This is a genomic window from Bradyrhizobium sp. 930_D9_N1_4 (assembly GCF_052076015.1).
In the GTDB taxonomy this organism is placed as follows: Bacteria; Pseudomonadota; Alphaproteobacteria; order Rhizobiales; family Xanthobacteraceae; genus Bradyrhizobium.
Genome location: NZ_CP197236.1, coordinates 2,547,984 through 2,561,382 on the forward strand (window position 1 = coordinate 2,547,984; position 13,399 = coordinate 2,561,382).

General features: G+C 65.0%; 9 protein-coding genes. 2 read left to right on the forward strand and 7 right to left on the reverse strand.

The annotated features are described in order from the left end of the window. Positions 1-4: 4 nt before the first annotated feature. The 3 genes from fdhF to AB7532_RS11800 are packed head-to-tail and all read right to left on the reverse strand — an operon-like array spanning position 5 to position 4,930. Positions 5-2,878, reverse strand: a complete 2,874-nt coding sequence (gene fdhF / locus AB7532_RS11790; RefSeq protein ID WP_441234957.1) for a formate dehydrogenase subunit alpha — start codon at positions 2,876-2,878, stop codon at positions 5-7. A gap of 10 nt (positions 2,879-2,888) precedes the next feature. Continuing rightward, positions 2,889-4,445, reverse strand: a complete 1,557-nt coding sequence (locus AB7532_RS11795; RefSeq protein ID WP_441234958.1) for a formate dehydrogenase beta subunit — start codon at positions 4,443-4,445, stop codon at positions 2,889-2,891. After that, positions 4,442-4,930, reverse strand: a complete 489-nt coding sequence (locus AB7532_RS11800) for a formate dehydrogenase subunit gamma (protein WP_441234959.1) — start codon at positions 4,928-4,930, stop codon at positions 4,442-4,444. Before AB7532_RS11800 ends, AB7532_RS11795 begins: the two co-directional genes overlap by 4 nt. Positions 4,931-5,154: 224 nt before the next feature. On the opposite strand from AB7532_RS11800, the gene AB7532_RS11805 reads away from it, so the two are divergent. Next, positions 5,155-6,048, forward strand: coding sequence for a LysR family transcriptional regulator (locus AB7532_RS11805; protein WP_014496684.1), 894 nt, complete (start codon positions 5,155-5,157; stop codon positions 6,046-6,048). A 130-nt stretch (positions 6,049-6,178) separates the two neighbouring features. Beyond that, positions 6,179-7,003, forward strand: a complete 825-nt coding sequence (locus AB7532_RS11810) for an IS5 family transposase (protein WP_441233133.1) — start codon at positions 6,179-6,181, stop codon at positions 7,001-7,003. 154 nt (positions 7,004-7,157) lie between these two features. On the opposite strand, the gene AB7532_RS11815 is transcribed toward AB7532_RS11810, so the two are convergent. The 4 genes from AB7532_RS11815 to AB7532_RS11830 form a co-directional block, all read right to left on the reverse strand. Further along, positions 7,158-9,488 carry a PAS domain-containing sensor histidine kinase gene (locus AB7532_RS11815; protein ID WP_441234960.1) on the reverse strand — a complete coding sequence of 777 codons (2,331 nt, stop codon included), beginning with the start codon at positions 9,486-9,488 and terminating at the stop codon, positions 7,158-7,160. 225 nt (positions 9,489-9,713) lie between these two features. Further along, on the reverse strand, positions 9,714-11,087 hold the full coding sequence (locus tag AB7532_RS11820) for a cation-efflux pump (protein WP_441234961.1): 1,374 nt from the start codon (positions 11,085-11,087) through the stop codon (positions 9,714-9,716). Positions 11,088-11,326: 239 nt separating this feature from the next. Next, positions 11,327-12,295 (reverse strand): zinc-binding dehydrogenase, encoded by a 969-nt coding sequence (locus AB7532_RS11825; RefSeq protein ID WP_441234962.1) that lies wholly within the window; start codon positions 12,293-12,295, stop codon positions 11,327-11,329. A 25-nt stretch (positions 12,296-12,320) separates the two neighbouring features. Further along, on the reverse strand, positions 12,321-13,316 hold the full coding sequence (locus tag AB7532_RS11830; protein ID WP_441234963.1) for an NAD(P)H-dependent flavin oxidoreductase: 996 nt from the start codon (positions 13,314-13,316) through the stop codon (positions 12,321-12,323). Between the last annotated feature and the right edge of the window lie 83 nt (positions 13,317-13,399).

A 13,399-nucleotide genomic window follows, 5' to 3' on the forward strand; every position in this document is an offset into this window, starting at 1 on the left:
GCCGTTACTCCGCGGCCTCGGCGGGTGCGATGCGGCGGGAATGCCGCGCCTGCTCGTCGTAGGACTTCTGCCAGTCGGACGGGCCGTTCGACGGCGAGATCTGCACCGCCGTGACCTTGTATTCGGGGCAGTTGGTCGCCCAGTCCGAAAAGTCGGTCGTGATCACGTTGGCCTGCGTGTCCGGATGGTGGAAGGTGGTGTAGACGACACCCGGCGACACGCGGTCGGTGATCTCCGCACGCAGCGTGGTCTCGCCGGCGCGGCTCTGCAGCCGCACCCAGTCGCCGTCGCGCACGCCGCGCTGCTCGGCATCGTGCGGATGGATCTCGAGCCGGTCCTCGGCGTGCCAGACCACGTTCTCGGTGCGCCGTGTCTGCGCACCGACATTGTACTGGCTGAGGATGCGGCCCGTGGTGAGCAGCAGCGGGAAGCGGGGGCCGGTGCGCTCGTCGGTGGCGACATATTCGGTGACGATGAACTTGCCCTTGCCGCGAACGAAGCCGCCGATGTGCATGACCGGCGTGCCCTCGGGCGCCTTCTCGTTGCAGGGCCACTGCACCGAGCCGAGCTCGTCGAGCTTGGCATAGGAAACGCCCGCAAACGTCGGCGTCAGCGCCGCGATCTCGTCCATGATCTCGGACGGATGGCTGTAGTTCATCTCGAGGCCCATCGCCTTGGCGAGCGCAATGGTGACCTCCCAGTCGGCCATGCCGTTCTTGGGCGACATCACCTTGCGAACGCGCTGGATGCGGCGCTCGGCGTTGGTGAAGGTGCCGTCCTTCTCGAGGAAGCTCGAGCCGGGCAGGAAGACGTGGGCGTAGTTCGCGGTTTCGTTCAGGAAGAGGTCGTGGACGATGACGCACTCCATCGCCGAAAGTGCTGCGACCACATGCTTGGTGTTCGGATCGGACTGGAGAATGTCCTCGCCCTGCACGTAGATGCCCATGAACGAGCCTTCGATCGCGGCGTCGAACATGTTGGGAATGCGCAGGCCCGGCTCCGGGTTGAGCTTGACGTTCCATAGCGCCTCGAACTGGTCGCGCACGGCATCGCCGGAGATGTGGCGATAGCCCGGCAGCTCGTGCGGGAACGAGCCCATGTCGCAGGAGCCCTGCACGTTGTTCTGGCCGCGCAGCGGGTTCACGCCGACGCCAGGACGGCCGATATTGCCGGTCGCCATCGCGAGGTTGGCGATCGCGATCACCGTGGTCGAACCCTGGCTGTGCTCGGTGACGCCGAGGCCGTAATAGATCGCGCCGTTGCCGCCGGTCGCGTAGATGCGAGCCGCTTCGCGCAGATCCTTCGGATCGACGCCGGTCAGGATGGCGGTGGCTTCCGGGCTGTGCTTGGGCTGCGCGACGAAGGCCGCCCATTCCTCGAACTCGCTCCAGTCGCAGCGCTCGCGCACGAAGGCTTCGTCGGCGAGGCCTTCGGTGACGATCACGTGCGCCAGCGCGGTGACGACGGCGACGTTGGTGCCGGGCATCAGCGGCAGGTGCAGCGCCTTCACATGCGGCGATTCCACCATCTCGGTCCGGCGCGGGTCGATCACGATCAGCTTGGCGCCCTGGCGCAGCCGCTTCTTCAGGCGCGAGGCGAACACGGGGTGAGCCGAGGCCGGGTTGGCACCGATGATCACGGCAACGTCGGTGTCTTCCACCGAGTCGAAATCCTGCGTGCCGGCCGACGTGCCGAAGGTCTGCGACAGGCCATAGCCGGTCGGGGAGTGGCAGACGCGGGCGCAGGTGTCGACATTGTTGTTGCCGAAGCCGGCGCGGATCAGCTTCTGCACCAGATAGGTTTCTTCGTTGGTGCAGCGGGAGGAGGTGATGCCGCCGATGGCGTCGCGGCCGTACTTCTTCTGGATGCCGCGCATCTTGGTGGCGGCAAACGAGAACGCCTCATCCCATGACACTTCGCGCCAGGGATCCTCGATCCGCTCGCGGATCATCGGATTGAGAATGCGTTCCTTGTGATTGGTGTAACCCCAGGCGAAGCGGCCCTTGACGCAGGAATGGCCGCGATTGGCCTTGCCGTCCTTGTACGGCACCATGCGCACGACTTCCTCGCCGCGCATCTCGGCCTTGAAGGTGCAGCCGACGCCGCAATAGGCGCAGGTGGTGACGACCGAATGCTCGGGCTGGCCGATCTCGATCACCGACTTCTCGGTCAGCGTCGCGGTCGGGCAGGCCTGCACGCAGGCGCCGCAGGAGACGCATTCGGAGCCCAGAAAACTCTCGCTCATGCCCGGCGAGACGCGGCTGTCGAAGCCGCGGCCGGAGATCGTCAGCGCGAAGGTGCCTTGCACCTCTTCGCAGGCGCGGACGCAGCGCGAGCAGACGATGCACTTGGAGGGATCGTAGGTGAAGTACGGATTGGACTCGTCCTTCGGCATCCAGGCGGCGTTGATCTCGCCATGGGATTTTGCGAAGACGTGGTTCTCGCCCTCATAGCCGTAGCGGACGTCGCGTAGGCCGACGGCGCCGGCCATGTCCTGCAGCTCGCAATCGCCGTTGGCGCCGCAGGTGAGGCAGTCGAGCGGGTGGTCGGAGATGTAGAGCTCCATCACGCCCTTGCGCAGCTTCTTCAGCCGTTCGCTCTGGGTGTGCACGACGAGGCCGTTCATGGCCGGCGTGGTGCAGGAGGCAGGCGTGCCGGCGCGGCCCTCGATCTCGACGACACAGAGGCGGCAGGAGCCGAACGCGTCGACCATGTCGGTTGCGCAGAGCTTCGGGATCTGATGACCCGCGTCCATCGCCGCCCGCATGATCGAGGTGCCCTCGGGCACCGTGACCTGATTGCCGTCGATGGTCAGCGTCACCATCGTTTCCGATTTGGAGCGCGGCGTGCCGTAGTCGATTTCTTCGATCAGAGACATCGTTGTTCTCCTATTCCGCGGCCTGAAGCGTGGTCGGTACGGGCGCAAAATCTTCCCGGAAGTGCTTCAATGCGCTGAGCACGGGGTAGGGCGTGAAGCCGCCGAGTGCGCAGAGCGAGCCGAATTTCATGGTGTTGCAGAGGTCTTCGACGAGCGCGAGATTTTCGGCGACCCGCTCGCCCCGAATGATCTTCTCGATGGTCTCGACGCCGCGGGTCGAGCCGATGCGGCAGGGCGTGCACTTGCCGCAGGATTCGACGGCGCAGAACTCCATGGCGAAGCGGGCTTGCCTGCGCATGTCGACGCTGTCGTCGAACACGACGATGCCGCCATGGCCGATCAGGCCGTCTCGCGCCGCGAACGCCTCGTAGTCGAACGGTGTGTCGAACAGCGCGCGCGGGAAGTAGGCGCCCAGCGGGCCACCGACCTGCACCGCGCGAACCGGGCGGCCGGTGAACGTGCCGCCGCCGATGTCGTCGACGAGCTCGCCGAGCGTGACGCCGAACGCGGTCTCGAACAGCCCGCCATGGCGGATGTTGCCGGCGAGCTGGATCGGCATCGTGCCGCGCGAGCGGCCCATGCCGAAATCGGCATAGGCCTTGGCACCTTCGGCGAGGATGAAGGGAATGGCTGCGAACGACAGCACGTTGTTGATGACGGTCGGCTTGCCGAACAGGCCGTGATGGGCGGGCAGTGGCGGCTTGGCGCGCACCAGGCCACGGCGGCCTTCGAGGCTCTCCAGCAGCGAGGTCTCCTCGCCGCAGACATAAGCGCCGGCGCCGACGCGCACTTCCATGTCGAAGCTATAGGTCGAGCCGCCGATCTTGTCGCCGAGATAGCCGCCGCGCCTCGCAGCCTTGATCGCGGCGTTCATCGCCTCGACCGCGTGCGGATATTCGCTGCGGATGTAGATGTAGCCCTTGGTGGCGCCGACCGTGATGCCTGATGTCGTCATGCCCTCGATGACGAGAAAGGGATCGCCTTCCATGATCATGCGGTCGGCAAAGGTGCCACTGTCGCCTTCGTCGGCGTTGCAGACGATGAATTTGCGATCGGCCTTGGCCTGACTGACGGTCTTCCACTTGATGCCGGTCGGGAAACCCGCACCGCCACGGCCGCGCAGGCCCGATGCCGTCACTTCATTGAGGATCGCATCCGAGCCGAGCCACAGTGCGCGCTCGAGGCCCTTGTAGCCGCCATGGGCGCGATAGTCGTCGAGCGAGCGCGGATCGATCACGCCGCAGCGGGCGAAGGTGAGGCGGGTCTGGCGCTTCAGCCAGGGAATCTCGTCGGTCGCGCCCAGTCGCAGCAGATGCGGCGTGTTGCCGGCGAGCGCGTCGAGCAGGGAGGGCACATCGGCCTCGGTCACGGGGCCGAAGGCGATCCGGCCCTGCGGCGTCGCCACTTCGACCAGCGGCTCCAGCCAGTACAGGCCGCGCGAGCCGGTCCGGATAATCTCGACAGCCACGCCACGCTTGGCCGCGGCCTGCTCCAGCGCCAGCGCAACCTCATCGGCGCCTACGGCCACCGCACCCGCGTCGCGTGAGACGAATAGACGCATGCTCATCGTTGTGCCTCCGCAACCAGTGCATCGAGGCGCTTCTCGTCGAGCCGGCCAATCAGCCGGCCGTCGAGCATCGCGGACGGTGCCGTCGCGCACAGGCCGAGACAGTAGATCGGCTCCAGCGTGACGCGATCATCCGCTGTCGTCTTGCCGAGCGGCACGCCGAGCTTTGCCTCCGCGCGCGCAGCCAATGCGTCGCCACCCGCAGCCTGACAGGCCTCGGCGCGGCACAGCTTCAGCACATGGCGGCCGGCCGGCTTGTGCCTGAAATCATGGTAGAAGGTGAAGACGCCATGCACCTCGGCGCGCGACAGATTCAACGCCTGTGCCACCATCGGAATGACCGGCTCGGGCACGTAGCCGAATGCTTCCTGAAGCGCGTGGAGGATGACGAGAGTCGCGCCTTCCTGCTTGGCATGTTCGGCGATGATCTCGGCGCCGCGCGCCTCGTTCCAAGGCTCGTAAGCAGACTCGTAAACCGCTGTCATTCTTCGTTCTCAGATTGAGCGTCCCTGGAGCGCAAACTATTTGGAATCGTTCGAAGATCAATAAAGCTGTCTCATGCTGCGATTGCGAATTCGGATCGATTTGCGAACGCAATCGACCGATACGGAAACGCGATTAAGCGCGTTCCGCTTGCCGGTTTTTCCGTGTTGGTAACGGCCTGCCGTGCTAGCTTGCATGCCACGACAAAATTCGAGGGGACGTCCGGTTGATCGACAAGCTTGAACTGCTGCTGGCGCTGGCGAAGGAGCGGCATTTTGGTCGCGCGGCAGAGGTTTGCGGCGTGACGCAACCGACCATGTCGACCGGGCTGAAGCAGCTCGAGGAGATTCTCGGCGTGATGCTGGTGCAGCGCGGATCGCGGTTCCAGGGCTTCACTCCCGAAGGCGAGCGGGCGCTGGATTGGGCGCGGCGGATCGTGGGCGACGCCCGCGCCATGCGCGACGAGATCAACGGGCTGAAGCATCAGCTCTCCGGCGAAATCCGCATCGCGGCGATCCCGACCGTGCTCGGCATGGTCGCGCAACTGACGACGCCATTCCGCGCCAAGCATCCCGAGGTGCGCTTCCGCATCCAGTCCACGACTTCATCGGAGGTGCTGGGGCTGCTCGAAAATCTCGAGGTCGATGCGGGGCTGACCTATATCGAGAACGAGCCGATCGGCAAGGTGCGCACCATTCCGCTCTACAACGAGAGCTATCGCCTGCTGACCGCGCCGGACGGAATGTTCGGCGATCGCGAGACGGTGACGTGGAAGGAAGTTGGGCAGGTGCCGCTGTGCCTCCTGACGCCCGACATGCAGAACCGCCGCATCATCGATCGCGCGCTGCGCTCGGTCGGCGCCGAGGCGACGCCGACGCTGACCTCGAACTCGCTGCTCGTGCTGTTCACGCATGTGAAGACGGGGCGCTGGGCGAGCGTGATGCCGGCCAAGCTTGCCGAGACGCTCGGCCTTTCCGACACGGTCCGCTCGATCCCGATCACCGATCCCGATGTCAATTACAGCATCGGCATGGTGATCCCGCAGCGTGATCCGATGACCCCGCTGATCGCGGCGCTGGTCAACGTCGCGCGCGAGGTTGCGCCGTCGCTGCAGCTGTAGGGTCGAGCAAGCGCCTCGTCCTTCGCGACGGCGCTACCGCGCCTCCTCAGAGCCTGACCGGAAAAGAAAATTGAGTGATTTCAGCCCGTTGTGATTCTCTCGTGTTTGCGAAGACTCGAGGGAGCACAACATGTGTTGGACCGAAATCACCCGCGAACAATATCGGCGCGATGGACTTCGTTACGCAAGTGACATGACGGATGCGGAGTGGAGTTTGCTTGAGCCGTTGATGCCTGTCTGCTGTCGGCTCGGCCGTCCGCGAAAGATCAGTCTCCGCGTGATCATGAATGCAATTCTCTACATTGGCGCTAGCGGCTGCCAGTGGCGAGCACTGCCCAAGGACTTCCCGGCGTGCTCGACGGTTCAGTATTATTTTTACAAGTGGCGCGGGTCTGGCTTGTGGCGCACGATCAATGACACGCTGGTCCAACGCGTTCGGCAACGGCAAGGACGCGAACCTACGCCAACGGCTGGGATTATCGACAGCCAGAGTGTGAAGACCACGGAAAGTGGCGGTCCAAGCGGGTTTGACATGGCCAAGCGCGTCAAAGGACGCAAGCGTCATATCGTCACCGATACCGAGGGCTCCTTGCTAGCTGTGCAGGTGCATCCCGCCAATCTTCAAGACAATCACGGCGCAGTTCCGCTGCTGCGAATCATCGGCCGCCTGTTCCCCGGCCTGCGCCACATCTTCGCCGATCGCGTCTATCGTGGTCCAAAGCTGCTCGATGCCATCGCTGACCTGGGCAAATGGACCATTGAAATCGTCACCCGCTCGCAAAGCGTTGGAACGTTCAAAGCCGAACCCCGACGATGGGTCGTTGAGCGTACGTTCGCCTGGTTCGGTCGCAATCGACGGCTTGCCAAGGACTTCGAGGCAACCATCGCCAGCGCGGAGGCATGGGTCCTCATCGCAAGCATCCGTCTGCTCTCTCGTCGACTGGCCAGAGCTTGATATCTCAATGACTTATTTTGAGTCAGGCTCTCAGGATGAGGCTCAGTTGTATCGATGTTCGTTGAAGCGGCCGCCACATACTCCGCCCTCATCCTGAGGGCCCGCCGGAGGCGGGCGTCTCGAAGGATGGCCGCAGGCGAGCTTCCCGCCAGGCTTAAGCCGCAGCCGAGATTCCGGACGCCGCCTTGACCGCGTCGCGCGGCAGGGTCACGCGGACGACGGTGCCGACTTCAAGTTTCGAGCGCAGCCGCATCGAGCCGCCGTGGAGCTGCGCCAGCGAGCGCGCGATGGCGAGCCCCAGTCCCGAGCCGTGATAGGTCTTGGTGAGCTGGCTCTCGACCTGCTCGAACGGGCGGCCGAGCCGCGCCAGCGAGTGCGGCGCGATGCCGATGCCGGTGTCGGCGATCATCAGCACGATCCTGTCCTCGAGCTGGCGGCTGCGCACCACGATGCGTCCGCCGTCGGGCGTGAACTTCACCGCGTTGGACAGCAGATTGACGATGATCTGCTTGGTGGCGCGGCGGTCGGCGACGACGGAGATCGATTTCTCGATCTCGGCATCGAGCGTCAGGTTCTTGTCCTGCGCCCGGCCGGTGACGACACGAAGCGACTCCGCGAGCGTCTGTCCGAGGTCGAGCTCTTCCATGTCGAGCTTCATGCGGCCGGCCTCGATCTTGGACATGTCGAGGATGTCGTTGATGACTTCGAGCAGATAATGGCCGCTGGTCAGGATGTCCTGGCAGTATTCCTGGTACTTCTCGGAGCCGAGCTCGCCGAACATGCCCGAGCCCATGATCTCGGAGAAGCCGATGATGGCGTTGAGCGGCGTGCGCAGCTCGTGGCTCATGTTGGCGAGGAATTTCGACTTGGTCTGGTTGGCTTCCTCGGCGCGGGTCTTCTCGCGCTGGTATTTCTCGGCGAGATCGGCGAGCTCGTTGGTCTGGCGCTCCAGCGCGGCCTGCGAGCGCTTGAGGTCGATGACGGTGGCGCGCAGGCGCAAATCGTTGTCGACCAGCTTCTGCTCGTGCTCCTTGATGCGGGTGATGTCGGTGCCGACCGAGACGTAGCCGCCGTCCTTGGTCCGGCGCTCGCTGATGTGCAGCCAGCTGCCGTCGTCGAGCTGCGCCTCGAAAGTGCGCGCGCCCGGACCCTGGATGCCGGTCTCGTTGTGGCGGGTGCGAACCTCCGGCATGCGGCCGACCTCGAGCACGGTCTCGTAGGAAGTGCCGGGGATGACGGCCGTGTCAGGCAGCTTGTGCAGGCGCTGGAAGTGCGAGTTGCAGAGCACGAGGCGGTCGCTCGCGTCCCACAGCACGAAGGCCTCCGGAATGGTCTCGATGGCGTCGCGCAGGCGAAGGTCGGCTTCGACGGTGCGCTCGGCAAGGCTCTTCTGCTCGGTGATGTCGACGGCGATGCCGATCAGATGCACGCTGGAATCCGTCGCCCCGCGCGTCTTCTCGCAGCGGACGCGCAGCCAGATCCAATGGCCGTCGACATGCTGCATGCGGAAGGTCTGGTCGATGTGGTCGATCTTCTCGGAGATCAGCTGGTCGGCGATCTCGAACAGGTCGATGTCGTCGGACTTCACCAGTGCGTTGACCTCGCCGAAGGTGAGGAGCTCGTTGCGGCCGTCGAGGCCGAGCATCGAGAACATCGACTGCGACCAGAAGATTCGGCCGCGCGACAGGTCCCAGTCCCACAGCCCGCAACGGCCGCGGTTGAGCGCGGTATCGATGCGGCCGCGCACGGCGTCGTTGATGAGGTCGCCTTCGCGGGCGCGGGTCGATTGCCAGTGGAAGGCGAAGCCGAGGATCAGGACGACGAAGCCCGTCGTCGCCGACAGCGTCACCGAGAGCGCGGCATCCGAACCCCAGATCGGCTCGTTGCGCTCTTGGATCACGGTGACGAAGCCCGGCAGCGATTTGATCTGCCGCGAGGTCGCCATCGCGGCGTTGCCGTTCGGCAGCGTCATGTCGGAGATGTTGCCGTCGCGCGGCGGCGCCGCGAGCAACTGCGCCGTCGTGATCGCATCGAGCAGGCGGTCGTTGCCGGCAGGGTCGCTGTCGATGGGAATGCGGGCGAGGATGCGGCGGTCGATGCCGGCCGAGGTGACGACGACGTGGCGACCGTTGGCCGTGCCCCAGGACGGGATCAGGTCGGGCAGCAGCGTCGGCAAATTCTCGATGTTCTTGAGCCGCTCCTGCCGCGTGGACATGAGGCGATCGATACGCTCGGCGAGCAAATCGGCCAGCGCCGAGATGTCGTGGCGGATCACCAGCCGCTTCTGACGCGTCTGATCGACGACCTGCACGAACGCGCCGAGGCAGATCGTGATCAGGAACGCGATGATGAGCGTCGGCACGGCGCGGCGCAGCGCCGGCTCCGCGATCAGGAGCCGATGATAGGCAGGTTTCGCGATCGATTGCGCCAATCCTTTGATCGAATCGGATTGGACGCATGCGTTCGCGGCGTCTGCACGCGGCATGCCTTCGGCCCCCTGGAAACCTGCTTGCGACGATGTTCGAAAGCAGCCCCACATCGCTTTCGAATCACAGCGATTTGAATCCACTTTGCGCAGGCTGTCGAGAGTCAATGAATCGTTAACGCCGAATAATTCTTATCCAACGAAGAGTTCTTGGCTCTCGCATCCGTAAATCGACGTGCGCGATGAGTCCGAAACGAGAACGTGTGATCGCTCGCACATTCTCTATCACGCGCGCGGCGGCTCGGCGTGACTGATGACGCGCTTCACGCTCGGGAACGCGCGGCGCAGCCGGCGCTCGATCGCGTCGACATGCTCGTGCACCTTGATCACGCTCATCGACGGCGCGGCGCGGCAGTGGAAGTTGACGATCTCGCCGGCGTCGGTGTTGCGGACGCGGACATTATGGATGTCGTGGATCTCCCCGCCGGCGGCATATTCGGTGAGCGCGGCGGCAATCGTCTGCACCCGTTCCGGCGCGGCATCGACCCCGAAGGGCAGCTCCGGTTCCAGCGGCTCGATATGGACGTCGACCTCGACGTCCTCGCCGAATTCCACCTGGATGTTCCGCTCCAGCGTGTTGGCGACGTCATGGGCGGCCTCGAGCTGCATGCCCGCATCGACCTCGAGGTCGATGCTGACGATCAGCTTGCCGCCGAGATCGTGCACCGTGACGTGGTGGATGGCTAGGCCGGAATTATGCGCGATCACCATGATGCGGTCGCGCACGGTCTCGTTGTCGCGGGCGACGGGGACCGGGGTGAAGGTGAGGTCGGCATCGCCGAACGCCTTGTCGACGGCTGCCTGCGCCTTGTGCTTGATCTCTTCGACGCGGTCGATCGGATAGGTCCGCGGCACATTGACGATGGTGTCGATGAAGGTGGTCGCGCCCACCATGCGCACCCGCAGCCGTTCGACGTCGATGACGCCTGGCACACCGCGGATCGCGGCCGTCGCCTTCTCATGCGCCCCCTCGGGCGCACGGTCGACCAGCGTCTGCACGGTCGAGCCGGCCATGCGCAGGCCGAGGAGCGCGATCATCACGGCGACGGCGGCGGCGGCGGCGGCATCGCCCCACCAGAAACCGAGGGCGGCGAGGATCAGGCCGATGATCACCGCGAACGAGCCCATCACGTCGGAGGCGAAATGCAGCGCGTCGGCCGCCAGCGCCTGGCTGCGTGTCTCCCGCGCGGCGCGGTGCAGGGCCCGGGCGCGCCAGAGATTGACGACGATGTCGATCACCAGCACGACGAACGGCACGGCCGAGATGGTCGGCGGCGCGGTGCCCTCGCGCAGGCGGCTATAGGACTCGACCAGGATACCGCCGGCGAGCACGTAGAGCAGGGCCGTGACGCCGAGCGCGGAGATGCTCTCCAGCTTGCCATGGCCGTAATGGTGCTCGTCGTCCGCCGGCTTGTCGGAGACCCGCACCACCGCCCAGGTGATGATGGTCGCGACCAGGTCGATCGCGGAATGCAGCGCTTCCGAGATCAGCGCGAGCGAGCCGATCGCGATCCCGACCGCGAACTTGGCGGCCGCCATGCCGCCGCTGGCGAAGATCGAGATGGCCGCGACCGAGGTCTTGTTGTGCTGGGAGGTCATGGCGGGGATTTAGCAGCCCACGGGTGAACATCAAGCGATGATCCACAGCTCTAGTCGCAAGTGAGTTGCAGGAGCGAAGCTATTGCGAATGCTTCCGAATTGAAGGCACGCTCTTTGCCACCGACTCGGTCCGGTAGGGTGGGCAAAGGCGCGATAGCGCCGTGCCCACCATTCCTTCGTGATGAATACAAATCGTGGGCACGCTGCGCTTTGCCCACCCTACGAGACCTCCGCCGCCGCTACAACGTCACCACGATCTTCCCGAGATGCTTGTTCGCCTCCATGTGCTCGAACGCCTTGTCGATGTCGTCGAACCCATAGACCTTGTCGATCGGCAACTGCAGCTTGCGCGATTCCACCGCGCCCCAGATGTCCTGCTTGACGCCCTCGAAGATCTCGCGGACCTCCTCGACGGTGCGGGTGCGGAAGGTGACGCCGACATAGTCGATGCGGCGGGCGGCATGGAGGTCGAAATTGAAGTCGCCATGGGTGCCGCCGAGCCGGCCGACATTGACGATGCGGCCCTTGACCCGCGTGGCCTTCAAATTCTGGTTCGCAACCGAACCCGAGACCTGGTCGACGATGAGGTCGACGCCTTCACCGTTGGTCGCGTTCAGGACCTCGTCGACCCATTTGGGGTCGGAGGAGTCGACCGCGAGGTCGGCGCCATATTCGGTCAGCCGGCCGCGGCGATAGGCATCGGTCGACGAGCCGATCACGAGCTTTGCGCCCTTGAGTTTTGCAATTTGCATCGCCATCAGGCCGACGCCGGAGCTGGCGCCCTGGATCAGCACGCTCTGACCGGGCTGCACGCCGCCGACCATGACGACGGCGTTGTACATGGTCGCGAGCGCGACGGGCAGGGTGGCGGCTTCCTCGAAGTTCATGTTCGAGGGCGCGCGAAACAGCCGGCCGTGATCGGCGAGCGTATACTCCGCGAACGCCGCGCCGCCCGACCCCATGATGCGGTCGCCGACCTTGACGCCCTTCGCGTCCGGTCCGAGCTCGACGACCTCGCCGGCCCATTCCATGCCGAGCACGGTGCCGACGCCGCCGGCCGCGCCATGCGCGTGGCCCTTGCGCATGCCGGTGTCGGCGCGATTGAGGCCGCAGGCGCGGACGCGCACCAGCACTTGCGTGCCTTTGGGTTTTGGTTGAGCGACGTCGGAAATCCGAGCGCCCTCAGGGCCGTAGACGTAAGCTTTCATGAATTGCTCTCGCTTCTTGCAGTGATTATTCCGCGGCTTGCGCGGTCGGATGAGCGATCATGCCTTCGAGCCGGCTGCGAATGATCGCCTCGGCTTCACGCACGATGCGCGAGATCAGCTCGGCGCAGGTCGGGATGTCCTGGATCAGGCCCTGCACCTGGCCGGCCGACCAGATGCCTTCGTCCGAATTGCCTGATGCATAGACCATCTTGCCGCGCGCGCCGGCGACAAGCTCGCGGATGTCCTCGAACTTGGCGCCTTCCTTCTCCATGGCGACGACCTTGGTCGAGATTTCGTTCTTGGCGACGCGCGAGGTGTTGCGCATGGTGCGGAAGATCAGCTCGGTCTCGCGCTCGTCATTGGCGACGATCTTCTCCTTGATGAGCTGGTGGATCGGGCTCTCTTTGGTGGCCATGAAGCGGGTGCCCATGTTGATGCCCTCGGCGCCGAGCGCCAGCGCTGCCACGAGGCCGCGGGCATCGGCGAAGCCGCCCGAGGCGATCATCGGGATCTTGATCTTGTTGGCGGCGGCCGGGATCAGGATCAGGCCGGGGGTGTCGTCCTCGCCGGGATGGCCGGCGCATTCGAACCCGTCGATCGAGATGGCGTCGACGCCCATCCGTTCGGCCGACAGGGCATGACGGACGCTGGTGCATTTGTGCACGACCTTTACGCCGTTCTTCTTGAACTCGTCGACATGCTCCTGCGGCTTGTTGCCGGCGGTCTCGACCACGGTGATGCCGCTCTCGATGATGGCGGCGCGGTATTCGGCGTAAGGCGGCGGCTTGATCGCGGGCAGGATGGTGAGGTTGACGCCGAACGGCTTGTCGGTGAGGTCGCGGCAGCGCGCGATCTCCTTCCTCAAATCCTCCGGCGTCGGCTGGGTCAGCGCCGTGATGAAGCCGAGCGCGCCGGCATTGGCGACGGCGGCCACCAGCTCGGCCCGGCCGACCCATTGCATGCCGCCCTGGACGATTGGGTGCTCGACGCCGACCAGTTTTGTAAACCGTGTTTGCAGCATGATCTGTTTCCCCCCGGGCGGCCCGCAGGCTCTGTTATCGGTTGATGGCGGGAGGATGCCGCCGGGGGTGGGAAAAGTCTATC